This is a genomic window from Bradyrhizobium manausense (assembly GCF_018130615.1).
GTDB classification, from domain to species: Bacteria; Pseudomonadota; Alphaproteobacteria; order Rhizobiales; family Xanthobacteraceae; genus Bradyrhizobium; species Bradyrhizobium manausense_A.
Genome location: NZ_JAFCKB010000007.1, coordinates 289,693 through 313,165, shown reverse-complemented (window position 1 = coordinate 313,165; position 23,473 = coordinate 289,693). Strand labels below are relative to the sequence as shown.

The 23,473-nt window shown below is 65.0% G+C and carries 21 protein-coding genes and 1 pseudogene; 14 read left to right on the top strand and 8 right to left on the bottom strand.

Features of this window, described 5'->3' with window-relative positions:
• The first annotated feature begins 31 nt into the window (after positions 1-31).
• The 3 genes from msrB (at position 32) to JQ587_RS16620 (ending at position 1,259) form a co-directional block, all read left to right on the top strand.
• A complete protein-coding gene (msrB, locus tag JQ587_RS16630) occupies positions 32-481 on the top strand; it encodes a peptide-methionine (R)-S-oxide reductase MsrB (RefSeq protein WP_212425979.1) in 450 nt (149 codons plus the stop codon).
• Between the two features lie 107 nt (positions 482-588).
• Positions 589-753 (top strand): DUF3309 family protein, encoded by a 165-nt coding sequence (locus tag JQ587_RS16625; RefSeq protein WP_212298164.1) that lies wholly within the window; start codon positions 589-591, stop codon positions 751-753.
• A gap of 212 nt (positions 754-965) precedes the next feature.
• Complete coding sequence (locus JQ587_RS16620; protein WP_027532521.1) at positions 966-1,259, top strand: hypothetical protein; 294 nt, start codon at positions 966-968, stop codon at positions 1,257-1,259.
• Between the two features lie 244 nt (positions 1,260-1,503).
• Here JQ587_RS16620 and JQ587_RS16615 read toward each other — a convergent pair whose 3' ends face one another.
• Together JQ587_RS16615 and JQ587_RS16610 are read right to left on the bottom strand one after the other, a co-directional pair.
• Positions 1,504-2,052, bottom strand: coding sequence for a DUF4112 domain-containing protein (locus tag JQ587_RS16615; protein ID WP_212298165.1), 549 nt, complete (start codon positions 2,050-2,052; stop codon positions 1,504-1,506).
• 60 nt (positions 2,053-2,112) lie between these two features.
• The gene (locus JQ587_RS16610; RefSeq protein ID WP_212298166.1) at positions 2,113-2,538 is read right to left on the bottom strand and encodes a DUF5413 family protein; all 426 of its coding nucleotides are present in this window, start codon (positions 2,536-2,538) and stop codon (positions 2,113-2,115) included.
• 140 nt (positions 2,539-2,678) lie between these two features.
• On the opposite strand from JQ587_RS16610, the gene JQ587_RS16605 reads away from it, so the two are divergent.
• Together JQ587_RS16605 and JQ587_RS16600 are read left to right on the top strand one after the other, a co-directional pair.
• Complete coding sequence (locus JQ587_RS16605; RefSeq protein ID WP_212425978.1) at positions 2,679-2,924, top strand: hypothetical protein; 246 nt, start codon at positions 2,679-2,681, stop codon at positions 2,922-2,924.
• A 180-nt stretch (positions 2,925-3,104) separates the two neighbouring features.
• Positions 3,105-3,476, top strand: a complete 372-nt coding sequence (locus tag JQ587_RS16600; RefSeq protein ID WP_349629509.1) for a hypothetical protein — start codon at positions 3,105-3,107, stop codon at positions 3,474-3,476.
• Positions 3,477-3,683: 207 nt separating this feature from the next.
• Here the strand turns inward: JQ587_RS16600 and JQ587_RS16595 are convergent, their stop codons facing one another.
• The 3 genes and pseudogenes from JQ587_RS16595 to JQ587_RS16585 form a co-directional block, all read right to left on the bottom strand.
• A complete protein-coding gene (locus JQ587_RS16595) occupies positions 3,684-5,270 on the bottom strand; it encodes a hypothetical protein (protein ID WP_212425977.1) in 1,587 nt (528 codons plus the stop codon).
• A 37-nt stretch (positions 5,271-5,307) separates the two neighbouring features.
• Complete coding sequence (locus tag JQ587_RS16590; RefSeq protein WP_212425976.1) at positions 5,308-6,600, bottom strand: adenylosuccinate synthase; 1,293 nt, start codon at positions 6,598-6,600, stop codon at positions 5,308-5,310.
• A gap of 199 nt (positions 6,601-6,799) precedes the next feature.
• Positions 6,800-6,952, bottom strand: a pseudogene (locus JQ587_RS16585) (ABC transporter ATP-binding protein); the annotation flags it as partial.
• A 105-nt stretch (positions 6,953-7,057) separates the two neighbouring features.
• On the opposite strand from JQ587_RS16585, the gene mgtA reads away from it, so the two are divergent.
• The 4 genes from mgtA (at position 7,058) to JQ587_RS16565 (ending at position 12,834) form a co-directional block, all read left to right on the top strand.
• Positions 7,058-9,553 carry a magnesium-translocating P-type ATPase gene (gene mgtA / locus JQ587_RS16580; protein WP_433995297.1) on the top strand — a complete coding sequence of 832 codons (2,496 nt, stop codon included), beginning with the start codon at positions 7,058-7,060 and terminating at the stop codon, positions 9,551-9,553.
• 158 nt (positions 9,554-9,711) lie between these two features.
• A complete protein-coding gene (locus JQ587_RS16575; protein ID WP_212298171.1) occupies positions 9,712-10,644 on the top strand; it encodes a DMT family transporter in 933 nt (310 codons plus the stop codon).
• Between the two features lie 167 nt (positions 10,645-10,811).
• On the top strand, positions 10,812-11,747 hold the full coding sequence (locus tag JQ587_RS16570; protein ID WP_212425974.1) for a DMT family transporter: 936 nt from the start codon (positions 10,812-10,814) through the stop codon (positions 11,745-11,747).
• Positions 11,748-11,844: 97 nt separating this feature from the next.
• Entirely contained in the window at positions 11,845-12,834 is a 990-nt protein-coding gene (locus JQ587_RS16565) for a Bug family tripartite tricarboxylate transporter substrate binding protein (RefSeq protein ID WP_212425973.1), read from the top strand.
• A 124-nt stretch (positions 12,835-12,958) separates the two neighbouring features.
• On the opposite strand, the gene JQ587_RS16560 is transcribed toward JQ587_RS16565, so the two are convergent.
• Positions 12,959-14,644, bottom strand: coding sequence for a methyl-accepting chemotaxis protein (locus tag JQ587_RS16560; RefSeq protein WP_212425972.1), 1,686 nt, complete (start codon positions 14,642-14,644; stop codon positions 12,959-12,961).
• Between the two features lie 254 nt (positions 14,645-14,898).
• On the opposite strand from JQ587_RS16560, the gene JQ587_RS16555 reads away from it, so the two are divergent.
• The 5 genes from JQ587_RS16555 (at position 14,899) to JQ587_RS16535 (ending at position 20,854) form a co-directional block, all read left to right on the top strand.
• Positions 14,899-15,942, top strand: coding sequence for a C-terminal binding protein (locus JQ587_RS16555; protein ID WP_212425971.1), 1,044 nt, complete (start codon positions 14,899-14,901; stop codon positions 15,940-15,942).
• Positions 15,943-16,030: 88 nt separating this feature from the next.
• On the top strand, positions 16,031-17,374 hold the full coding sequence (locus JQ587_RS16550; protein ID WP_212425970.1) for an ABC transporter substrate-binding protein: 1,344 nt from the start codon (positions 16,031-16,033) through the stop codon (positions 17,372-17,374).
• A gap of 188 nt (positions 17,375-17,562) precedes the next feature.
• Entirely contained in the window at positions 17,563-18,519 is a 957-nt protein-coding gene (locus tag JQ587_RS16545) for a carbohydrate ABC transporter permease (protein WP_212298177.1), read from the top strand.
• Positions 18,512-19,414, top strand: a complete 903-nt coding sequence (locus tag JQ587_RS16540) for a carbohydrate ABC transporter permease (RefSeq protein WP_212425969.1) — start codon at positions 18,512-18,514, stop codon at positions 19,412-19,414. The genes JQ587_RS16545 and JQ587_RS16540 overlap by 8 nt, the downstream gene beginning before the upstream one ends.
• An 84-nt stretch (positions 19,415-19,498) precedes the next feature.
• Positions 19,499-20,854, top strand: coding sequence for an esterase-like activity of phytase family protein (locus JQ587_RS16535; protein ID WP_212425968.1), 1,356 nt, complete (start codon positions 19,499-19,501; stop codon positions 20,852-20,854).
• A gap of 68 nt (positions 20,855-20,922) precedes the next feature.
• Here the strand turns inward: JQ587_RS16535 and JQ587_RS16530 are convergent, their stop codons facing one another.
• Together JQ587_RS16530 and JQ587_RS16525 are read right to left on the bottom strand one after the other, a co-directional pair.
• Positions 20,923-22,605 carry a mucoidy inhibitor MuiA family protein gene (locus tag JQ587_RS16530; protein ID WP_212425967.1) on the bottom strand — a complete coding sequence of 561 codons (1,683 nt, stop codon included), beginning with the start codon at positions 22,603-22,605 and terminating at the stop codon, positions 20,923-20,925.
• 185 nt (positions 22,606-22,790) lie between these two features.
• Positions 22,791-23,411 carry a response regulator transcription factor gene (locus JQ587_RS16525; protein WP_212298181.1) on the bottom strand — a complete coding sequence of 207 codons (621 nt, stop codon included), beginning with the start codon at positions 23,409-23,411 and terminating at the stop codon, positions 22,791-22,793.
• Between the last annotated feature and the right edge of the window lie 62 nt (positions 23,412-23,473).

Below are 23,473 nucleotides of genomic sequence, written 5' to 3'. Positions count from 1 at the left end.
TCGCAAGATCATCCAAAGAAACGGGAGACCCATGCCCGACGCCAAGACGAAAACCACAGAAACGAAAACCACAGAAACGAAAACCACCGACGACAAGGTCATCAAGAGCGAAGAGCAGTGGCGGCGCGAATTGTCGCCGATGCAGTATGCGGTGCTGCGCGAGAAGGCGACCGAGCGTCCCTTCACCGGCGAGTACGAGCACGACCACCGTGCCGGCACCTATGTCTGCGCCGGCTGCGGCAACGTGCTGTTCTCTTCTGACGCCAAGTTCGATTCCGGCTGCGGCTGGCCGAGCTTCACCGCGCCCGCCGTCGAGAGCCATATCGATGAGGAGCGGGACGCGACACACGGCATGATCCGCACCGAGGTGCTCTGCTCCAAATGCAGCGGCCATCTCGGCCATGTCTTCCCCGACGGACCGGGGCCGACCGGCCTGCGCTACTGCATCAATTCGGCGGCGCTGAAGCTCGAGCCGAAATAAGATCGCGCGCCGACGGGTTCCGCCATGGAACCCGCCGGCGCGATATGCTTTTCTCTTCCAGCGGTGCAGCTGTTGAGGTTTGTCCGGCGGCCGCCAGGGAGGACATCATGTCACTCGGGACCATCCTGATCATCCTGGTGCTCATCTATCTCTTGGGCGGCTGGTCCGGCCGGATCGGCGGCTATGGCTACGGCATGGGCCATTCCGGCATGGGGATCGGCGGCGTCGTTCTCGTGGTGCTGGTCGTCCTGCTGCTTCTTGGTAAACTATAAACCAAATAACTATTTGAAATTACTTGGTTTATTTCGTTTGCGGGGCTGCCATGCGCGGATTCATCATCTCCCATCGCAGGGGTCGCATTTCTGTCAAAACGGCCTATATTAGAGGACGAAAATGACATGTGGCGGGCCCGCTTGATTGCGGCCTCCGCCCTCCCAAACCCCACGCGCTTAAAGCCCCAGACAAGATCACGAGGTCTTTGACCATGCGTCCACTGCGTCCGTTCAACTTCAACACCTCTGCCGAGCTCTTCCCCGCCGCCATCCGCAAGAAGAAGCGCGCGGGCTTCACCTATCGCCGGTTCGGCACCGCGGCCGAGGCCGTGCAGTTCGCGATGGAGCAGTTGCCGACGGATTCGCTGAATGGCGCATATCTCCAGGTCGAGGAAGCCCGTTTCGACCAGAACGGCATCCGCTCGCTCTATGAGAGCGAGGCCTTCCCGCTGCCGCGCCACCGCAAGCCGGAACCGGTCGCCGAGACCGACGCCGACGCGGCGTAAGTCTTCTTAAAACCTCCAATGTGCGCAGACAGCGCGATGGCCGAAAGGCTATCGCGCTTTTTGCGTTTTAAGTTCTCCCTCTCCCGCTTGCGGGAGAGGGCTGGCGTGAGGGTGTCTCCGCAATCGAGGCCCCCCAGAGGTGAAAGCCCTCACCCGCCGCGCACGGGACGATGCTCCGCATCGCCCGAGGCGCGTCGACCTCTCCCGCAAGCGGGAGAGGTGCACCGAGATTTGACGCTCGCTCTCAAATCCGCGGCTGCTTGTCGAGCCAGCGGCGCAAGAGGCGCACGTTGCGCATGTTGGCGCGGAACATGACGTCGAAGGCATCGCCCGCGAACGGCACCATGCCAACGACGCCGTCGACGGCGACATTGCCCAGCATCCGCGCGGTGATGTACCAGGGCGCGCCGAGCGCGCGGGCCTCGCGCACCAGCCACAGCGAGATCGCGGTGGTGATGATGTCTCCGATAACGGGAATCAGGCCGATCAGCCCGTCGATACCGTAGCGGATATTGGTGCCCGGCAGGATGAAGGCGACGTCGAGCAGCTTTGCAATCGCCTCGAGCCGCGCAATCCGCTGCTCGCGCGTCAGATTGCCGAACGGGCTGCCGTTGCCTTGCCCGAACGCGAAGCGAAACTCCTGAAACCCCTGTTCCAGGGTTTCGGGGCGGATCTCGTGGCCGTCCTGGTCGATGATCGGCCCGCGGGCCTCGCGGCCTGAAAAATCGGCGCGCGAATGCGTCCCCGAGCGGGACTTGCGTGGCGCGAGAATGTCGTCGTCGGTCATGGTCATGCCATCAGGGAACGCACCAGCGCAACAGAGGTTGCTGCGCCGCGTCCGAAGGTCGCGCGCTCAGCCCGCCGCCGCCACCGGCCGCGGCTCCTCGACATAGTGATGCACGAACCAGGATGAAAGCACCGCCGGCACGAAGCCGACCAGGCCGTACAGGATGAACTGCACCGCGCCCGAATCCGACCCGCGCGAACCGTAGGTGAACGCGGCGAGGATGAAGGCGAACAGACCAACCAGCAGCATCCGCAGCATGGGCCGGACCCGCCGGACGTGGATCAGGATGTCGTCGACCGCGCCGATCATCAGCGACGGCAGGAAGCCGAACAGATAGCTGTATTGCAGGGTCTTGAAGAACACCACGAATAGCTTGCCGACCTCGCTGAGGCCGGTCTGCGCCCAGTAGCCGGACTGGTAGGTCGTCGTCAGCAGCAGCAGGAAGCCGCCCACGAATGGGCCAACGAGCGCAAATACCAGATAGCGTTTCATCGAGAACTCCTCATACCCAAGGGCATTTATAGCAGCGCGCCGGGAACCTTGGATAGCGGTTACGCGCCTTGGGGGAACAAGTGGCAAGGCGACGAGTTCAGACAGGACCTGAAAATCATCCGTCAGACTTGGAGCCGCCGATGTCTCGTAAACTGTTCTTGCTGGCGACAATCACGCTCTCGGCCCTCGGCGGCCTGTCCAGCACACCCGCCTTCGCGCAAGGCCATATGGGCACGCCGCAGGAACAGAACGCCTGCTCGCGTGACGCCTCGCGGCTATGCCGCAAGGATCTCGGCAATGACGGTGCGGTGCAGGGCTGCCTGCAGGCCAATCGCGCCAAGCTGTCGAAGTCATGCAGCAAGGTGTTCGCGAGCCACGGGATGTAAACGCGTTCCGGCTTTTTTGCGTGACGGTCGCGCAACAGCTGCGAATTCCTTCGCATCTCCCATTGAAGCTTCGCGACAATCGCGCATACTCGAATCGGGCGGCGCAGCACTTTTCGATTCGAACATCACGAAATCGAGCGACCACATGCGGGACTAGGCTCCCGGCGTGAAGGCTGTGACATGCGGCAGATCAAGCCGCGTGCGGCGCCCCAAAACCAAGTGGTTCAAACCACGGAACTCGGGGACGCATCCTTGATGACACGCTACCAGACGCTCGCTTCGCTGCTAAAGACCACCGCTTCGCTGCTGGCCTTCGCCACCACCGCTATCACCCTCCAGACATCGCCTGGCCTCGCCTTTTCGTCCGAAGCGCAGCAGATGTGCACGGGCGATGCGATGCGGCTGTGCTCCAGTGAAATTCCCGACATCCCGCGCATCAGGGCCTGCATGGTCCACAAAAAGGCGCAGGTCAGCCCCGGCTGCCGCGCCGTGATGGATCGCGAAGCGGCCGCCGCAGCTTCATCGCGCAAGCGGGAAGCGGCCGCGCAGTAGTCCGGCAAGTTTCAAGTAGAGAGCTGGCGGTTGGTGGCGCGTTTCACCTCTCCCGTAGGGAGAGGTCGGAGCGCATCGAAGATGCGATCCGGGTGAGAGGTTACACTCTCACTCAACGTTGCGGCCCCTCACCCGGATTGCACTGGACGATGCATCGCATCGCCAGGCGCAATCCGACCTCTCCCCGCTGGGGAGAGGTGAGCAAGCTCAGTCGCCCCACTGCGCGAAGGCGTCGTTGAAGGCGCGCTCGCCGGGAGCGCCTTTCTCGATGGCGATGATGGCGCGGCGCTGGTTGGCGTAGACCAGCGGCACGTCGAACCACGAGCGCTCCTTCAGGAGCTGGACGTTGCGGCTGCGGTCGGCGTCGACGTTGGAGAGGCCGACCAGGAAGAAGCCGTCGGTGACCTTGACGGCGAGGCCGGCGAGCGGCGTGCCGCGCGCCTGCTCGTTCGACTTCATCAAAATGCCCGGCACGTTGGAGACGCTGCCGCCCGGAAAATCCGGCGGCAGGACGAAGGTCAGCTCGGCCGTGTGACTCGCCGGCAGCGACGAGTCGGTATTGCGGCGGAACGACATCGTCATCTTGAACTTGCGGTCGGGGATCTCGATGTCGGCGCGCACGGCGACGTCGGCCTTCTGATTGCCCGACGCCTTGATCGGCTCGAGCCGCCACACCACCGAGCCGACATATTGCTTGCCCTTCGGATCGGACGGATCCTCGTCATAGAGCACGACCTTCTGCGCCACCGGCGCGGCCGGCTGATCGCTCGCCGAGGGCTGGCCGACGCGATCCGGAATCTTGGGCTTGCTCTGCGGCTGCGACGTATCCTTCGGCGCCTCCACCACCTGGGTGGGCGAGGGCTTGAACAGATTGGTCGCGGTCTGGACCAGCTGTTTGCCCCAGAGCAGGCCGGCGCCGACCAGGATCAGCACGATGCCGATGGCGATCGCGCTCTTGAACGGAAAGATCGAGCCGGTACGCGTGCGCTTCTTGTCGTCGCGATTGGGCGCGATGCGCGGACGCGGCGACGGCGGCTGTGGCGTGTAGCGCTCGGCCTCCTCGACCGACTCGTCATAGGAATAGGGCGCATCGCCTTCGGCGGTGCGGTTTTCCAGGCTCGGCTCGAGCCGGTCGAATTCCGGCGAGGGCGAAGGCACGTTGGCGTAGGTGCGGCGCGCGGCGCGATTGGCCTGCGCGGCAGCGCCGCCGAGATCGTTGACGTCGGCGGTGATGTCGCGAAATCCGCGCACGCCCGGTGCCGGCGGCAATGGCGGCGGCGGTCCGCCATCCGGCGGGCGACGCGGCGGCGAGCGATCGCGCCCGGCCGGCGGCTCCGGTGGGCGCGGCGCATCGAAACGCGGGGCGCGCGGCGGACGGGCGGCATCGCCCTGGTCGTCGCTGCCGGGCGGGCGATCGTTGCGCGGCGGCGGCGCGGCGGGACGAGCCCGCGGCGGAGCGGCCGCTTGAGGAGATGCCGGCGCGTTGGCTTCGGCCGCACGGGCGCTGGCCCGGCGGAACGCATCGCCGCTGCCGCCGCCAGTCTTGGCGCCGCCACCGGGGCGCGAGGCCTCGCGGGCACGCTGGGCGGCCTCCGATTCGACCTTGCGGACGGCCTCTTCCAGCGACAGCCGTTCGCGGGTGATCTCGGATTCGGAGAGCGGCGGCTGCACGCTGCGGAGCTGTGCGATCAGGGCCGTGCGCGCCCGCTCATAGAGCGCGCGCCGGCTTTCGCCGGGAGCGTTGGGGTCCAGGGCGGCAATAGCGCGGGCGATCAGCGGATAGTAATCAGCCATTTCTACTCAACTATACCCGCGTCCTGGTAAGAGATCGTTAAGCCTCAAACGGATTTTGCACCAGGATAGTATCCTCGCGTTCGGGGCTGGTGGAAAGCAGCGCCACCGGGCACCCCACCAATTCCTCGATCCGGCGGACATATTTGATGGCCTGGGCCGGCAGGTCGGCCCAGGACCGCGCGTTGGCGGTCGGCTCCTTCCAGCCTTCGATGGTCTCGTAAATCGCCTCGACCCTGGCCTGGGCGCCCTCGCCGGCCGGGAAATGGTCGATCTCCTTGCCGTCGAGCTTGTAGCCGGTGCAAACGTCGATCGTGTCGAAGCCGTCGAGAATGTCGAGCTTGGTCAGCGCCAGCCCGTTGATGCCGCAGGTCCGGACCGCCTGGCGAACCAGCACGGCGTCGAACCAGCCGCAGCGGCGGGGGCGACCGGTGTTGGTGCCGAACTCGCGGCCGCGCTCGCCGATCTTGCGGCCGATCTCGTTGTCCTGCTCCGTCGGGAACGGACCCTGGCCGACGCGGGTCGTGTAAGCCTTGCACAGGCCGAGCACATAGCCGACCGCGCCCGGTCCGAGGCCGGCGCCGGTCGCGGCCTGCGCCGCCACCGTGTTGGACGAGGTGACATAGGGATAGGTGCCGTGATCGACGTCGAGCAGCGCGCCCTGCGCGCCCTCGAACAGCATGCGCTTGCCTTCGCGCCGCTTGATGTCGAGCAACCGCCACACCGTCTCGGCATAGGGCAGCAGCTGCGGCGCCAGCGCGCTCAGTTCCTTCAGGATCTCCTTGCCGTCGAACTCCGGCAGGTTGAGACCGCGACGCAGGGCGTTGTGGTGGGCGAGGAGCCGGTCGATCTTGTGCGGAAGCGTGTCGAGGTCGGCGAGGTCCATCAGACGGATCGCGCGGCGGCCGACCTTGTCCTCATAGGCGGGTCCGATGCCGCGGCGCGTGGTGCCGATCGCGGTCGCCGCATTGGAGGATTCGCGCAGCGCATCGAGCTCGCGGTGCAGCGGCAGGATCAGGGTGACGTTCTCGGCGACGCGCAGATTGTCCGGCGAAACCGCGACGCCCTGCGCCCTGAGCTTGGTGACCTCGTCGAGGAAAGCGGCGGGATCGAACACCACGCCGTTGCCGATCACCGACAGCTTCTGGTCGCGCAGCACGCCCGAGGGCAGCAGCGCGAGCTTGTAGGTCTTGCCGTTGATCACCAGCGTGTGGCCGGCGTTATGACCGCCCTGGAAGCGGACGACGATGTCCGCCTGCTCCGACAACCAGTCGACGATCTTGCCCTTTCCTTCGTCGCCCCACTGGGCGCCGACGACGACAACATTGGCCATTCGCGGGTAATCCTTCGAGAATTTTAGATGCGCCCAGCCCAATTCCCGGCCCAAGGCCGTTCGCACGCGAGGCAGCCCCACCGGATAAAGGAAGCGGCCTCTCTAGGCAAGCAAGAACGGGGCTTTTTTCGGGCTCAATGCACGATCCAAGCCTTTGATATCCCCTAAAAATCCGCCTTGCCGGGCCGGCTCTACGACGTTAGGCGCGGATGCGGCCGTCGATCACTTCGATGATGCGGTCGCAGCGCCGCGCCAGGTCCATATTATGGGTCACGAGCAGGAAGCTCGTTCCGCCGGCGCGATTGACCTGCCGCGTCAGCTCGAACACGGCATCGGCCGATTTGGTGTCGAAACTGTCCCCTGCCGTCGGGAATCGAGATTGTTCTAGGTCAAGAGGTTACGTCGAATTTGGAGGCATCTGCCGCTACGAGACGCCCTGACCTGGGAGCTGCGTTTGCTGGAAAATCCAAACCGTCCTGACATCCAGTTCTGGCATCTGCCTCCTCACGAACTCTGCAGCCGCCTGGGCTGCGGGCTCACGGGCCTGTCCGCGGCGGAAGCCGCCGAACGGCTCGGCCGTTTCGGGCCGAACAGCGACGCACCACCGCGTATCGAGGGCGCGATGCGCGCGATCCTGCGCCGGCTGCTCGAGCCATTGTCGCTGATCCTGCTGGTGGCCGGCATCGTCTCGATGCTGACGGGAGACGATATCGGCGGGCTCATCATCGTCCTGATCCTCGCGCTCTCGATCGGGCTGGACACCGTCCAGGAAGGACAGGCGGTTCGCGCCGCCGAGATTCTGCGCCGCTCGGTGGCCTTGAAGGCCGAGGTCCGGCGCGACGGCGCCTTTCGCGAGATCGACGTCGACCAGGTGGTGCCGGGCGATCTCATGCGCGTCCGCTCCGGCGACATCATCCCGGCCGATGCGCTGGTGCTCGAAAGCACGGCGTTCACCTCGGGCGAGGCCGCGCTCACCGGCGAGCCCTACCCGGTACCGAAGCGCGCCGGCGGCACCACCGGTGCCGACGACACCTCGAACGCACTGTTCCGCGGCGCGGTGGCGCAGACGGGCGAGGCGATCGCGCTGGTCGTCAGGACCGGCCGCGACACCGTATTCGGGGCCGCGGCCTCCGCGCTTGCGGAAACGCAGGCTCCCTCGCCCTTCGAGCGCGATTTGCGCGAATTCGGCCTCGTGATCGCGCGCGCCACGCTGGCGCTGGTGCTGGTGGTGCTCAGCATCCGCGTCGTGTTCGGCCGCCCCGTGCTCGACTCGCTGCTGTTCGCCGTCGCGCTCGCGGTCGGTCTGACGCCGGAGCTGCTGCCGATGATCACCACGGTGACGCTGTCGCGCGGCGCGTTGCGCATGGCCGGGCGCAAGGTGATCGTGAAGCGGCTTGCCGCGATCCACGACCTCGGCGCCATGACCGTCCTGTGCACGGACAAGACGGGCACGCTGACCTCGGCCGAGATCACGCTTGCGAGAAGCCTCGATGCAGCGGGCAAGGACGACGTCCGCGCCGCGCATCTCGGGGCCATCGCGGCAACGCTCGGCGGCGACCGCGGCGCGCTCGATGCCGCGCTCGTCGCCGGCCGGCCGGACGCCGCCCGGGGCTGGACGCTCGCCGGACGCCAGGCGTTCGATTTTTCACGCCGGCTGGGATCCGTGCTCGCGACCGGTCCGGACGGCGCGCGGTTGATCGTCAAGGGCGCGCCGGAAGCGGTGCTCGCATTGTGTGCGATGGACGAGACCGCGCGCGAAGCGGCGATGGGCCGCGTGCACACGCTCGCGACCGACGGCCTGCGTACCGTGGCCATTGCCTCGCGGACATGGACCGGTGCCCTGCGCGACGTGGAGACGGACGACGAAACCGACCTCGTCCTCGAAGGTTTCTGCGCCTTCGCCGATCCGCCGAAGCCGACGGCTGCGGCCGCAATCGCCCGGCTCGCCGCGAGCGGCGTGAGCCTGAAGATCCTGTCCGGCGACGATCCCGTCGTGGTGAAGCGGCTCGCGGGCCTGGTCGGGCTGAATCCCGAGCGCGTCCTGTCGGGGGCCGAAATTGCCGAGCTCAGCGACGAGGCACTCGCCGTGCAGGTGCGCTCGATCGACGCGTTCGGCCGGCTCGCGCCGGATCAGAAATCGCGGATCGTGAAGGCGCTTCAGGCCGGCGGCGAGGTGGTTGGCTTTCTCGGCGACGGCATCAACGATGCGCCGGCGCTGAAAGTCGCCGATGTCGGGCTGTCGGTTGACGGCGCCACAGGCGTAGCGCAGGCCGCGGCCGACATGATCCTGCTGGCCTCGGATCTCGAAGTCGTTGCCGACGGCGTCGAGGAGGGCCGGCGCACCTTCGCCAACATCCTGAAATATGTCCGCATGGGTGCAAGCTCGAACTTCGGCAACATGCTGTCGATGGCGGCGGCCTCGATCGCGCTGCCGTTCCTGCCGATGCTGCCGACACAAATCCTGCTCAACAACCTGCTCTACGATCTCTCCGAGCTCGGCATTCCCTTCGACCGCGTCTCGGCCCAGGCGACGGCGCAGCCGCAGGTGTGGAGCATGTCGCGGCTGGCGCGCTTTGCCGCGATCATGGGGCCGCTGTCGTCGGTGTTCGATTTCCTGACTTTCGGCGCGTTGCTGTATTTGTTCCAGGCGTCGCCGGACGAATTCCGCACCGCCTGGTTCGTCGAATCCATGGCAACGCAGATTCTGGTCATCTTCGTCATTCGCACCAACGGGCGGCCGTGGCGCAACCGGCCCGATCCCGTGCTCGCGGCCTCATCGCTGGCCGCGCTGCTCGTCGCGATGGTGCTGCCGTTCACGCCACTCGGAGCCTGGTTCGGCTTCGTCGCGCCGCCACCGGTCATGATGGCCGGCATCGCGCTGCTCGTCGTCGTCTATCTCGCCTGCGCCGAAATCCTGAAGCCGTTCGCCATCCGTGCGGGGCGCAGGCGCTGACGGTTCCGCCGCATCGCGCGATGCATGATGGCGATGCGCCTCGCGCCATTGATATCGGGCGCATTTCCGTGTCTTTGAACGGTGCCGGGCCTCGACCGGCCCGGACACAGCCGGGCTGGCGGCCTTGCTGCACTTCACGCGGGGCCACAACAATCACAATGTCCGCCACCGGCCAGACCACGAGCGGCGAAACATCCGGCCCGCACTGGATTGCCAACCAGCCTTATCTGCTGCTCAGCATCACCGCGCTGTGCTGGGCCGGCAATGCGGTTGTCGGACGGCTCGCCGCCGGCCACATCCCGCCGGTGACGCTGTCCTTCCTGCGCTGGAGCTTCGCCTTCCTGCTGGTGCTGCCGTTCGCCCGGAAGCATCTCGCCCAGGACTGGCCCGCGATCCGCGAAAAACTCGGCCTGATGATCGTGCTGTCGATCACCGGCATCGGCGCCTTCAACACCCTGCAATATTGGGCGCTGGAGCATACCCAGGCGCTCAACACCCTGCTGCTGCAGTCGGCCGCGCCTTTGGTCGTGGCGCTGTGGTCGCTGGTCATCCTCGGCATCCGCCTCACCGCGGCGCAGGCCTTCGGCGTGCTGCTCTCGATGTGCGGCGTGCTGATCATCCTGCTGCACGGCGATATCACGACGCTGTCGAACATCGCCTTCAACAAGGGCGACCTGATCTTCATCGTCGCGCTGATCATCTTCGCGCTCTATTCGGTGCTGACCCTGAAGCGGCCGCCGATCCATGGCCTGTCGTTCCTCGCCTTCACCTTCGGCGCCGGCGCGGCCTGCCTCATCCCGCTCGAGATCTGGGAATTGTCGGCGCGCCCGGTCATGAAGCTCGACGGGCCGAACCTGCTCACGCTGTTCTATGTCGCGGTGTTTCCCTCGACGCTCGCCTATCTCTGCTTCAACCGCGGTGTCAGGCTGATCGGCGCCAACCGCGCCGCACCGTTCTTCCACGTCGTGCCGGTGTTCGGCTCGATCATGGCGATGGCCTTCCTGGGCGAGCACCCGCAAGCCTTCCATTTCATCGGGTTTGCGCTGGTGCTGTCCGGCGTGTTCGTGGCGTCGAGGAAGCAGACGAATTAGCCCCCTCGCCTCAGCCATCCCGCAAAACGGAGACGGCAAATTGCGCACGCGATGTCCAACATATTAACCGCCAAGGGCACCTTCTCAGCTCATGCCTGCATTGTAGCGTTGCGGCGGCGTGACTTGTGTCACGACGGCAGTCCGGCGCAAGCTGGTATCCGACGCCAATGACGATCGCTTCGCCCGCGCCAGCTGCCTCGAATACGGCCAGCTGGCTCAACAACCAGCCTTATCTGCTGCTCAGCCTGAGCTCGCTGTTCTGGGCCGGCAACATCGTGCTCGCGCGCCATGTCGGCGCGCATGTGCCGCCGTTGACGATGACCACGATCCGCTGGTTCGGCGTGTTCCTGATCCTGCTGCCGTTTTCCTGGCCGCATCTGAAGCGCGACTGGCCGGCCCTGCGCAAGAGCCTGCCGCTGATGCTGTTCCTGTCGCTGGTCGGCTTCGCCTTCAACAACGCGATCTCCTACTGGGCGATGCAATACACGGAGGCGCTCAACGCGCTGCTGATCCAGTCGGCAGGTCCTCTGTTCGTGGCGCTGTGGTCGCTGGTGCTGTTCGGCGTGCGGCTGACCGGCGGACAACTCGCCGGGATCGCGATCTCGCTGATCGGCGTGCTGATCATCATCCTGCGCGGCGATCTGGCGGCGCTGGCGAGCATCTCGTTCAATCGCGGTGACATCATGTTCGGCTCCTCGCTGGTGGCGTTCGGACTCTACTCCGCCTTCATTCCGCGCCGGCCCAGGGTTCACCAGTTGTCGTTTCTGTCCTTCACCACCTGCTGCGGCGCCACGATGCTGCTGCCGATGGCTGTCTGGGAAGCCTGGAGCGGCCGCGTGCTGCATTTCGACACCGTGACGCTGGCGACGCTCGGCTACATCCTGATTTTCCCCTCGACGCTCGCCTATCTCTTCTTCAATCGCGGCGTCGCGCTGATCGGGCCGAACCGTGCCGCGCCGTCCTTTCATCTGGTGCCGGTGTTCGGCTCGGCGATGGCGATCCTGCTGCTCGGCGAAAAGCTGCAGCCGTTTCATTTGATCGGCTACGCGCTGGTGCTCGCCGGCGTCATCATCGCCTCGCGCCAGGGCTCGGCGGTGAAGTAATTCCGCGCTGCGGACGCGGTGCGCGTCCGTGCCGTCTTCCGGTTTTGATGTGGACCGGCTAGATTCCCCGCAACGAAAAAAGAGGGAACGTCCGAACATGCTGTCACCGCTGCTGCGTGCCCTGCGCAACCTCAGCGCCGCCGCGCTGTGTCTTGCCGCCGCATCCACCGCGCAGGCCGATACGCAGGCCAGTACTTGGCCGAGCCGCAACATCACGCTGGTGCTGCCGTTCGCGGCCGGCAGCGGCACCGACACCACGACGCGGCTGATCTCGCAGCATTTGTCGCAGGCGCTCGGCGTCGGCATCGTCATCGAGAACAAGGCCGGCGCCAACGGCATGATCGCCGCGACCTATGTCGCGCGCGCCGCACCCGATGGCTACACGCTGCTGGTCACCACCAACACCACGCATTCGGCCAATCCCTATCTGCTCAAGAGCCTGACCTACGACCCGATGAAGGATTTTACGCCGATCGCACGCACCGGCGATCTGCCCTTCATGCTGGTCGTTCATCCGGACGTGCCAGCGAAAACCGTCGCCGAGCTCGTCGCCTATGGCAAAGCCAATCCGGGCAAGCTGAGTTACGCCTCGGGCTCGTCCTCGGCGATCGTGTCTGGCGCCACCTTCGCGCACAATGCCGGGCTCGATCTGTTGCACGTGCCCTACAAGAGCTCGCCGCCGGCGCTCAACGATGTCATGGGCGGCCGTGTCTCGATGATGTTCGTGGACGTCCTGACCGGCCTGCCGCATGTCCAGGGCAACGCGCTGCGCGCACTTGCCGTCACCACCAAGGACCGCACGCCGCTGATCCCCAGCCTCCCCTCGATGCAGGAGGCCGGCGTGCCTGATTTCGACATCTCGTCATGGCAGGGTTATTTCGGCCCCGCCGGCATGCCGAAGGAGATCGTGATCCGGCTCAATGCCGAGATCCGCAAGATCGTCGAAAAGCCTGAGATCAGGACCCCGCTCGCGACACTGGGCATGGACGCGTTTTCAGGCACTCCGGAAGAGCTCGGCACGTTCGTGAACGAGCAGCTGATGCTGTGGGAGCGGCTGATCAGGGACGCGGGAATCGAGAAGCAGTGACGCTGCGCCTCTCGAATGCAGTCATCCCCCGCGAAGGCGGGGGATGACTGCGAGCAAGATCAAGAAGAAAAGGTGGGCACGACGCTTTCGCGTCTTTGCCCACGCTACGAATTCAGCGCAAGCCTTACGCGGCACGCACCTTGGCGAGGAAGCCGTCCACCGCGCTGCGCAGCGCGCCGGACTGGTGGTCCAGCTCGCGGGCATTGGTCAGCACGTCGCCGGCGGCGGTGCCGGTCGCTTCCGCGGCCGAGGTGACGCTGCCGATATGGGCGTTGATCTCGCTCGAGCCGGCCGCGACCGACTGGATGTTGCGGGCGATCTCGCGGGTCGCCTCGCCCTGCTGCTCGATCGAGGCCGAGATGCCGGCGGTGATCTCGCTCATCTCGGCGATGGTCTGGGTGATGCCGCCGATCGCCGCGACCGCATCGCTGGTCGAGGTCTGCATCGCCGCCACCTGCGCGGAGATTTCCTCGGTCGCCTTCGCGGTCTGGTTGGCCAGCGCCTTGACCTCGGAGGCGACGACGGCGAATCCGCGGCCGGACTCACCGGCACGCGCCGCCTCGATGGTGGCGTTGAGCGCGAGCAGATTGGTCTGCGCCGCGATCGAATGAATGAGCTTGACCACTTCGCCGATCTTCTCGGCGCCGGTCGAGAGCTCCTGCACCGTGGCGTTGGTACGCTCGGCATCGCTGACGGCGCGGCTCGCGACTTCGGTCGAGCGCGTCACCTGGCGGGAGATTTCCGCAACCGAGCTCGACAGCTCTTCGGCAGCGGCCGCGACCGTGCCGACATTGCCGGAGGCCTTTTGCGAGGCCGCGCCGACCGTTGCCGCGCGTGAAGAAGCGTCGCTCGCGGTCGCGCTCATCGACTGCGCCGTCGATTGCATGCCGGTCGCCGCCGAGGAAACCGAGCGGACGATGCCGTTGACGCTGCGCTCGAAGTCGTTGGCGATATCTTCCATCGCGCTGCGGCGTTCCGCCGCGGCACGATCCTTCGCCGCGGCGTCGGTCTTCTCGAGGTCGCGGATACGGACCGCGTTGTCCTTGAAAATCTGGACGGTCGCAGCCATCGCGCCGACCTCGTCGCCGCGGCCGACGCCGGGAATCTCGCCCTCGAGCTTGCCGTCGGCAAGGTCTTTCATGCGGGTGCCGAGCAGCGCCAACGGACGGCTGATGCTGCGGCCGATCAGCCAGGCGACGCTGCCGGCAATGATGACGATCGCGAGCATGGCAAGACCGAGCAGCCAGTAGACCGGGCCCATCTTCTCGTCGATGTCGTCGAGATACGCGCCGGTGCCGAGATACATGTCGAAGCCGGGGACCGCGACGGAATAGCCGAGCTTGCGGATCGGCTTCTCCTGGCCGGGCTTGACGTATTCGTAGAACAGCAGGAGCTCGCCGTTGGCCTTGACGCCGTCCATGATCTCGCGAGACAGCTTCCGTCCATTGGTCTCCACGTCCATGCGGTTCATCCCGATCTGTTTCGGATCGGGCGCGAGCTGCGTGATGCCGTCATAGGTGGTGCCGAACAGATAGCCGGCTCCCTTGTCGTAGGTCATCGCATTGCCGTAGCGACGCAGTTCGGCGAGCGCGGCGTCGTTGGTCATTTCACCGGCATTGACGCGCTTGACCAGGGTGGCCGCGTAGTTGCGGGCCAGTTCGACGATCGCCTTGGTCTGATCGATGCGCGCGTTCACCATCTCGCGCTTCATCAGATATCCGGCGAGAAGCCCGGCCACGCAGAGGCCAAACAAAGTGACGCCGACAAGGATGCCAAGCTTGGGGGCGATCTTCAGATTGCTCAACTTCACGATGGGCTCCTCGAACGCGCAGATCTGGCGCTGGTTATTTCTGATTTGAATCAATTTTTAGTGGGAGAGCCCTTAGCAAGTTACTTACGCGCCTCCGTAGAAGCCCGGACGCTGCCGGAAAAAACGGCAAAATATCTCCACTCCGGCAACCGGGAATTGTACGCGGCTCCGCCGATTTCGCGTAAAAGACGCAAAGGCCCGCGCGAGAAGGCCGGGTCACAACAAGAACCGACAAACCAAATCGGGAGCAGGAAATGCCGAAATACAGGGTGGTGACGCCGAAGGGCGCGAGCTTCACGGTCGCGGGCAGCGATTATTCCTACGAGCGCGAGGCGCTCGATCCGATCGATGCCGAGATCGTCGAGGCGCCGGCCAACGAGGCGGAGTTCATCGCCGCCGCGAAGCATGCCGACGCGATCTACGCCAAGGGCATCCCGATCACCAAGACCATCATCGACGCGCTGGAGAGCTGCAAAGTCATCACGCTCGGCTCGGTCGGCGTCGACAGCGTCGATGTCAAGGCCGCGACCGCGCGCGGCATTCCCGTCACCAACATCCCCGACACCTTCATCGAGGAAGTCGCCGACCACGCCATGATGCTGCTGCTTGCCGGCTTCCGTCGCCTGGTCGAGCAGGACAAGATGGTGCGCAGCGGGCGCTGGGCCGAGGGCCGGCCGGCGCTGCTCAAGATTCCGCGGCTGATGGGCCAGACGCTCGGCTTCATCTCGTTCGGCCGCGTCGCGCGTGCGGTTGCGAAGCGCGCAGCTCCCTTCGGCCTGCGCATGATGGCCTATGATCCCTTCATCCAGGAAACGCTGATGTACGACCACGGCGTGATCCCGGCAACGCTGAACGAGGTGCTGTCGCAATCCGACTTCGTGTCGATGCATGCGCCCGCCCGGCCCGAAGTGCATCACATGCTGACCGAGAAGCACTTTCGGCAGATGAAGAAGGGCTCGATCTTCATCAATACCGGGCGCGGCGCCACGGTGGACGAGGAAAGCCTGATCAAGGCGCTGCAGGAGGGCTGGATCGCGCATGCCGCCCTCGACGTGCTGGAGAAGGAACCGCCGTCGCACAATAACCCGATCCTCAGCATGGAGAATGTCACCCTGACCGCCCATGTCGCCTCGGCCTCGGCACGGTTCGACGAGGCGCGCAAGCGCCGGGTGGGCTACGAATTGTCACTGGTGCTTCAGGGCATGTGGCCGGTAAGCTGCGTCAACCCGTCGGTGCTGCAAGACACCGCGCTCCGCCGCTGGCAGCCCGTCAGCATGGACCGCGGCCCGAACAGCTAAGGCGGCCGGCGCAAAACGCGCCGAAAGACCGAAACGGCCCTTCACCGGCGATCAACGCCGGGAAGGGAGACATCATAGGGAGGTACTGATGAGGAACGACATCACACGTCGTGATGCCTTGGCGCTGGGCCTGTCCGCTGCAACGGTCGCTGCCACTGGTGTTGCAGCGCACGCTCAATCCGCGATCAAGGCCGCCGACGTCCCCGCCCCGAAACTGCCAATCGAGAAGGGCGCAACGCTTCGCATGCTGCGGCCGGTCCGCTTCGTCCAGGCCGACGAGGACGTGTTCCGCGCCAATGCGGCCAAGTTCACCAAGGAGACCGGCGTCGAGGTCAAGGTCGATTTCGTCGGCTGGGAGGACATCAACCAGCAGACCGCGGTGACCGCCAATTCCGGCGCCGGCCCCGACATCATCATCGGCTTCTCCGATGCGCCGCACATCTATATCGACAAGCTGATCGAGCTCACCGACGTCGCCGACTATGTCGGCAAGCGTTATGGCGGCTGGCTGCCGCTGGCGCAGCGCTACGGCAAGAAGAACAAGAGCAGCACCTGGATCGGCCTGCCGTTCGGCGCGACTGCAGGTCCGCTGATCTACCGCAAGTCGATCCTGCAATCGGTCGGCTTCGACAAGGTGCCGGAAGACCATGCCGGCATCCTCGACCTGTGCCAGAAGCTGCAAAAGGCCGGCAAGCCGGCAGGCTTCGCGCTCGGCAACGCCAAGGGCGACGGTAACGGCTTTGCGAGCTGGGCACTGTGGTCGCACAACGCGGCGCTGCTCGATGAAGATGGTAACGTCACCATCAACAGCAAGGAGACGATCGCCGCGCTGAACTGGGTCAAGCAGCTCTATCCCACCTTCATCCCCGGCACGACGTCGTGGAACGACGTCAGCAACAACCGCGCCTATTCCGCGCAGGAGATCGCGCTGACCGCCAACGGCGTCTCGCTGTATTTTTCGCTGAAGAACGATCCGGCGACCAAGGCGATCGCCGACGACAGCGAGCATCAATTGCTGCCGAAGGGCGTGGCCAAGGTCTCGCCGATGGCGGGGTTGACGCTGAACGCCATGGTGTTCAAGCACAGCCAGTACCCCAACGCCGCGAAGGCATTCCTGCAATTCATGCTGGAAAAGGACCAGTACGAGCCTTGGCTCAACGCCAACTCCGGCTACTGGGCGCAGCCACTCGCCGCCTATGCCGACGCCGCCGTGTGGTCGCAGGATCCCAAGGTGAAGATCTTCAAGGACACCATGAACAGCACCTATTACGACGGCTATGCGGGCCCGATCTCGACGGCGACGGGTGCGGTCAGCGCCGACTACGTGCTGATCCAGATGTGCGCATCGGTTGCGACCGGCGCAGCCACGCCGGAGACCGCAGCTGCGGAAGCCGAGCAGCGCTGCAAGCGGTACTTCCGGCGGCAGAAGTAGCGATCGTCATTGCGAGGAGCCCGCGACAAAATTGCAGAGCAATTTTGCGCTGGTGCGACGAAGCAATCCAGACTTTCACTGCGGAGACAGACTGGATTGCTTCGCTTCCGCCTTCGCTCTCCGAGCTACGGCGGACAAGTTGCTCGCAATGACGGTGGAGTGACCTTCAAGAACAGGACAACGCCCTGATGTCCGTGACCACCCTCTCCTCTCCCGTGCTGGCACAACGGCAGCCGAACTGGCTGGTGCGCCTGTTCGACTACAAGCCATTCCTGGTGGCGATGTGCCTCGCGCCTGCACTCGGGCTGCTCGCGGTGTTCCTGACCTATCCGCTGGGGCTCGGCATCTGGCTCGCCTTCACCGACACCACGATCGGCCGAAAGGGCGAGTTCATAGGTCTGGAGAACTTCCAGTATCTGCTCACCGATTCCCTGTGGTGGAACGCGGTGTTCTACAGCGTGGTCTACACGGGAATCGCGACCTTCGGAAAGTTCGCACTCGGCTTTTGGCTGGCGCTGCTGCTCAACAATCATTTTCCGTTCAAGAGCCTGCTGCGGGCGATCATCCTGTTGCCCTGGATCGTGCCGACGGTGCTCTCGGCCCTGGCCTTCTGGTGGATCTACGATCCGCAGTTCTCGATCATCTCCTATCTGCTGGTCGACGTGTTGCACTGGCGCGACAGCAACATCGACTTTCTCGGCTCGCCCTGGCCGGCGCGGTTCTCGCTGATCGCCGCCAATATCTGGCGCGGCATTCCCTTCGTCGCGATCTCCCTGCTCGCGGGCCTGCAGACCATCTCGCCCTCGCTCTACGAAGCCGCCATGCTCGACGGCGCCAGCGCCTGGCAACGCTTCCGCTACATCACCTTCCCGATGATGATGCCGATCCTCGCCATCGTCATGACCTTCTCGATCATCTTCACCTTCACTGACTTCCAGCTGGTCTACGCCATCACGCGTGGCGGCCCGGGCAACTCGACGCATCTGCTGGCGACGCTGGCGTTTCAGCGCGGCATCGCCGGCGGCGAGCTCGGCGAAGGTGCGGCGATCGCGGTGTCGATGATCCCGTTCCTGGTGTTCGCGACGCTGTTTTCCTATTTCGGCCTGGCACGCCGCAAATGGCAGCAGGGAGAGGCCAATGACTGATACCGTCGCGCAAGCCTCCGCTGCTGCCAACGCAAAAGCCGCGCCCGACACCATGGCCTGGGATTCGGGGCTGCGCCGGCTGATGATGATCTATCTGCCGCTCGGCTGCTTCGTGCTGATCCTGCTGTTTCCGTTCTACTGGATGGCGATTACCTCGTTCAAGCCGAACGCCGAGCTGATGAACTACCGGGAGCACAACCCGTTCTGGATCTCCTCGCCGACGCTGGCGCATATCAAGCACCTCCTGTTCGACACCGCCTATCCGCGCTGGCTGTGGACGACCATGCTGGTCGCGATCGGGGCGACCACGCTGTCGCTCGTCGCGAGCACGCTCGCGGCCTACGCGATCGAGCGCCTGCGCTTTCGCGGCAGCCCCTATGTCGGCCTCGGCATTTACCTGGCTTATCTCGTGCCGCCGTCGATCCTGTTCATTCCGCTCGCGACCGTCGTGGTGCAGTTCGGACTGTTCGATTCGCCGCTGGCACTGATCCTGGTCTATCCGACCTTCCTGGTGCCGTTCTGCACCTGGCTGCTGATCGGCTATTTCAAGTCGATCCCCTACGAGCTCGAGGAATGCGCGCTGGTCGATGGCGCGACGCGGCTGCAGATCCTGCGACGGATTACGCTGCCGCTGGCCGTACCCGGTCTGATCTCGGCCGGTATCTTCTCCTTCACGCTGTCCTGGAACGAATTCATCTACGCGCTCGCCTTCATCCAGAGCGGCGCCAACAAGACCGTGCCGGTCGCGATCCTGACCGAGCTCGTCACCGGCGACGTCTACCAGTGGGGCGCGCTGATGGCGGGTTCGCTGCTCGGCTCGCTGCCGGTTGCGATCTTCTATTCGCTGTTCGTGGACTACTACGTGTCTTCGCTCACCGGCGCGGTAAAGGAGTAACCGCCCGCTGCGGCGTTTGGCCCGGCTTCACAAAACTGCAATGTGCGATCCGCATAAGGCGTCGTCCGCCAACAGGAGACGCATATGCGCGCGACTTTTCTCTCTTCCGTCGCAACGATCATTCTCACCGCGAGCACCGCGCTCGCACAGAGCGAGGGCGAATTCCCGGCCAAGCTCGCCGGCCACGTGGTGATGCCGGCCGCGACCTTCATCGACGCGCCGGCCGACGCGCCCGCCGATCTCAAGACGTCAGGCAAATACACCACGGGCAAGCGCGTCGACGCGCTCGGCACCGTGATGGGCAAGTCGTTTGAGCGTTCGACCGGCGTCTCGCTGCCGTTCAAGGGCCAGCCGCTGCAGGGGCATTCCGGCATCAAGGCAATGCCCGACGGCAGCTTCTGGGTCATCACCGACAACGGCATGGGTGCGCGCGCCAATTCGATGGACTCGATGCTGTACCTGAACCACTACAAGATGGATTGGGCGGGCGGCAAGATCGAGCGCGAGGAGACCGTGTTCCTGCACGATCCCGACAGACGCGTCCCGTTCCGCATCGTCCACGAGGACACCGAGAAGCGCTACCTCACCGGCGCCGATTTCGACACCGAGGGTTTCCAGATCATCGGTGACACCTTCTGGATCGGCGACGAGTTCGGCCCCTACACCCTCAAGGCCGACAAATCAGGCAAGATCCTCGCGGTGTTCGAGACCATCGCCGACGGCAAGCCGGTGCGTTCGCCCGATCATTGGGCGGTGGCGACGCCGGGCGCACCGGGCGCGACCTATACCAACGTCAATCTGCGCCGCTCCAAGGGCTTTGAAGGTTTTGCTTCTTCGAAGGACGGCAAGTTCCTCTATGGCCTGCTCGAAGGTCCGCTGTGGGATGCCGACAAGAAGGATTGGGAAAAGGTCGACGGCAAGGAAGCCTCCCGCATCCTCGAATTCGACGTCGCCGCGGAAAAATTCACCGGCCGCTACTGGCAATATGTGTTCGAGCAGAACGGCAATGCCATCGGCGACTTCAACATGATCGATCCGAACGCCGGCCTCGTGATCGAGCGCGACAACGGCGAAGGCACGCCCGACAAGGCCTGCCCGTCTGGCACCCGCGGCGAGAACTGCTTCCCTGATATCGCCAAGTTCAAGCGCATCTACAAGATCGAGCTTTCGGACTCCAATGTCGGTAAGCCCGTGCGCAAGATCGGCTATATCGACCTGTTGAAGATCCAGGACCCGGACAAGAAGGCACGGAAAGCCCTCAATGACGGCGTCTACACCTTCCCGTTCTTCACCATCGAGAACGTCGATCGCGTCGACGACAGCCACATCATCGTCGGCAACGACAACAATCTGCCGTTCTCGTCCAGCCGCGATCCCAACAAGGCAGACGACGACGAGTTCATGCTGCTCGAGGTCGCGGACTTCCTGAAGGCGAAGTGAGGCGAATTCTGCGCTCCCTCTCCCGCAAGCGGGAGAGGGAGCGCACCTTCTTTGTGGCGCGACGGATCCTAGCCCGACGGCACGATCACCATGCTCTTGTCCTTCGGCCAGCGGACGCGCCAGGCGAAGTTGATGTCCTTGACCTCGCCGGGCTTGGCGTCGAACGACCATTCCAGCACGCCGCGCTTGTCGCGAATATTGCTCGCGGTGGGCGGTGTGGTCGCGGGCAGCATCTCGACGATGATCTCGTCGTTCTCGCTGACCGGCAGCTGATCCTCGATCACAACGTGAATCGGGAAGTCGTGGCCGTTGCGGATTGTCGTCTTGAAGGCGCGCTCGTCGGTCTTCGAGGTCGTCACGATCAGGCCGGCCGATCCCTCGTTGCGCTTGAGCACCGCGCGCTCGATCTTGACCTTGTCATCGGCGCCGAAGCCGAGCCGCACGATATCGTCCTTGGCCGAGGCCGAGAGCTTGCCGCGGCCGACGAAAACGCCATCACGGTAGATCGCGACCTTGCCCGGCAGCAAGGTCGTGTCGTCGGTCTGCTTGAAGCTGGCTTCGAGGAAAGCGGTGGGGTCCAGCACCGGCGCGGCGCGTGCCGCAAGCTCGGCGGGCACGCTCATGGAAGCGATGCGCAGGCTCTTGGCACCCTCGGCGGCACCAAGGCTGACGCGGCCGGGGATTTTGAAGGTGGCCTGGAAACCACCGATCTCCGCAACGGCTTGCTGTTCGTCTGCACGCTCGCGCGGCTCGGCTGACTCCGCAACCTTGGCCGCGAAGGATGGCGTCAACATCTGACGCTGGGCGGGAGCAGGCCTTGCCAGGTCCGAAGCGGCGCCGAGCGCCATCGGCTTCGGCACCTGCGGATATTGCGCCACCAGCGAGCCGAGCTCCGGTGCGCTGCCGCCACGGGCGATACGCACGGTGGAGACGCCGAGCGCGACGTTCGACCAGTCCTCGCCGGTGGATTGCGTCACCTCGGCGCGACGGACCAGCTCGAGCTGCGGCTTGCGATCCTTGGCGCCGGTGTCGAGCCGGGCGTCATAGAGCGGTAGCCAGCGCGCATTGCGGACGGCGTAAGTGACGCGCAGCGTCGCTTTCGTCGCAGCCGCGGCGGCGACGTCGATTCGAACCTCGAGCTTGCGCGGCGGCTTGTCGGTTCTGTCAGCTTCGAGCTGCGCAATCTGGCGATCGATCTCACGCTGCTTTCGCACCGTATCGCGGATCGCGCTGTCGGCGGCCGCGATCTCCTCGGAAACCGCCGCAAAGGCCGCGCGCCATTCGGTGATCGGGCGTGCCTCGCCCTTGTCACCGAGGCCGGCGGGAGAGGCCTCGGCGAAGCGCTCCGCGAATTTACGCCGGGCCGTCGCTGCATCGATCGTGCCTTGCAGATCGGCGCGCTCGTCCTTGAGCGCCTCGATGCGTCTGTCGAGCTCGGGAAGATTGACCGGCGGCGCCGCGCGCGGGGGCCGCGCATCGATGGTGCCGATGGTGAGTTTTGCGCCCGCCTCGCCCTCGACCCGGAGAGAGGATGGATCGAGCGAGAGCGGAAAATCCTTGGCGACCAGCGTCGAGTCGCCGGAGGCGAGATCGATCGCGATCACGCGGGTGACGGTGGCGCCATCGGGATAGACGGTAACGGTGTCGATGGCCGATGTGGCATCCACATCGGTGGCCCATGAGGGCGAGCCGAGTGCTGCGGTCACCAGGACCAGGCTCGTCGTCGCCAGACATCTTGCGATCGTGCGCATCAAATTTCTCCCTGCCGATATCGCCGCGCCGCCAGCCGGACGCTACGAAAACATGCCACGCCATCGTGGTGAGACGCGGCAGGGAAGGAACTGGTTCGATTGGGGTTTCCATGGGGCGCCGCTGCGGCGGCACCATGGCCGCGGAACGCGTCACCACGCCACGGCACAATCAAGCTTGGGAGCGTTCAGACCTGGCTGGGCGACGCCTGGCCGAAGATGCGGCGGAGCAGATCCGTCACGTTGCGGGCGCCCGCCTTCTTCAAAATGCTGGCGCGATAGCCCTCGACCGTGCGGGCGCTCAGATGCAAGCGCCGGGCGATCTCCTTGTTGGTCCGGCCGGCGGCGAGATGCGCGAGCACGTCGTTTTCGCGCGCGGTCAGGGGCTCGCAGCCTGGCAGCCAGCGGTGCCTGGCCGAATCGGGCTGGGCAGACTCATCGATCGCAGCATCGATCCGGCCGACGAGATCCTGGGTGCGGAACGGCTTTTCGATGAAGTCGGCAGCGCCGCTCTTGATCGCATCGACCGCCATGGCGATGCTGCCGTTCGCCGATGTCATCAGCACCGGCGCCATGCAGTTTTCCTCGCGCAGGCGCCTGAGCACATCGAGGGCGGAGCGATCCGGCGGCATCTCCAGCAGCACGCAAGCCGGCATCCGCGCCTTGGCTTCCGACAGCAGCGATGCGCCGTCGGCAAAGCAGATCACGTCATAGGCGCTCTGTTGAAGCGCTTTGGACAATTGTTCGCGGGAGGCAGCGTCGGTGTCGATGACGAATACCTCGCCCTTGGAAAACACGTTCCCCGGCATAATCCCGATCCAGCAATGTCTTGGTCAAATGATACGAGACGGCCGCGGGGCCAACCGCCCTG

What these genes read in the sequence shown, in the direction of transcription:
- msrB (WP_212425979.1), top strand. Translation starts at nt 32, where the DNA reads ATGCCCGACGCCAAGACGAAAACCACAGAAACGAAAACCACAGAAACG.
- JQ587_RS16625 (WP_212298164.1), top strand. Translation starts at nt 589, where the DNA reads ATGTCACTCGGGACCATCCTGATCATCCTGGTGCTCATCTATCTCTTG.
- JQ587_RS16620 (WP_027532521.1), top strand. Translation starts at nt 966, where the DNA reads ATGCGTCCACTGCGTCCGTTCAACTTCAACACCTCTGCCGAGCTCTTC.
- JQ587_RS16615 (WP_212298165.1), bottom strand. Translation starts at nt 2,052, where the DNA reads ATGACCATGACCGACGACGACATTCTCGCGCCACGCAAGTCCCGCTCG.
- JQ587_RS16610 (WP_212298166.1), bottom strand. Translation starts at nt 2,538, where the DNA reads ATGAAACGCTATCTGGTATTTGCGCTCGTTGGCCCATTCGTGGGCGGC.
- JQ587_RS16605 (WP_212425978.1), top strand. Translation starts at nt 2,679, where the DNA reads ATGTCTCGTAAACTGTTCTTGCTGGCGACAATCACGCTCTCGGCCCTC.
- JQ587_RS16600 (WP_349629509.1), top strand. Translation starts at nt 3,105, where the DNA reads ATGCGGCAGATCAAGCCGCGTGCGGCGCCCCAAAACCAAGTGGTTCAA.
- JQ587_RS16595 (WP_212425977.1), bottom strand. Translation starts at nt 5,270, where the DNA reads ATGGCTGATTACTATCCGCTGATCGCCCGCGCTATTGCCGCCCTGGAC.
- JQ587_RS16590 (WP_212425976.1), bottom strand. Translation starts at nt 6,600, where the DNA reads ATGGCCAATGTTGTCGTCGTCGGCGCCCAGTGGGGCGACGAAGGAAAG.
- JQ587_RS16575 (WP_212298171.1), top strand. Translation starts at nt 9,712, where the DNA reads ATGTCCGCCACCGGCCAGACCACGAGCGGCGAAACATCCGGCCCGCAC.
- JQ587_RS16570 (WP_212425974.1), top strand. Translation starts at nt 10,812, where the DNA reads ATGACGATCGCTTCGCCCGCGCCAGCTGCCTCGAATACGGCCAGCTGG.
- JQ587_RS16565 (WP_212425973.1), top strand. Translation starts at nt 11,845, where the DNA reads ATGCTGTCACCGCTGCTGCGTGCCCTGCGCAACCTCAGCGCCGCCGCG.
- JQ587_RS16555 (WP_212425971.1), top strand. Translation starts at nt 14,899, where the DNA reads ATGCCGAAATACAGGGTGGTGACGCCGAAGGGCGCGAGCTTCACGGTC.
- JQ587_RS16550 (WP_212425970.1), top strand. Translation starts at nt 16,031, where the DNA reads ATGAGGAACGACATCACACGTCGTGATGCCTTGGCGCTGGGCCTGTCC.
- JQ587_RS16545 (WP_212298177.1), top strand. Translation starts at nt 17,563, where the DNA reads ATGTCCGTGACCACCCTCTCCTCTCCCGTGCTGGCACAACGGCAGCCG.
- JQ587_RS16540 (WP_212425969.1), top strand. Translation starts at nt 18,512, where the DNA reads ATGACTGATACCGTCGCGCAAGCCTCCGCTGCTGCCAACGCAAAAGCC.
- JQ587_RS16535 (WP_212425968.1), top strand. Translation starts at nt 19,499, where the DNA reads ATGCGCGCGACTTTTCTCTCTTCCGTCGCAACGATCATTCTCACCGCG.
- JQ587_RS16530 (WP_212425967.1), bottom strand. Translation starts at nt 22,605, where the DNA reads ATGCGCACGATCGCAAGATGTCTGGCGACGACGAGCCTGGTCCTGGTG.
- JQ587_RS16525 (WP_212298181.1), bottom strand. Translation starts at nt 23,411, where the DNA reads ATGCCGGGGAACGTGTTTTCCAAGGGCGAGGTATTCGTCATCGACACC.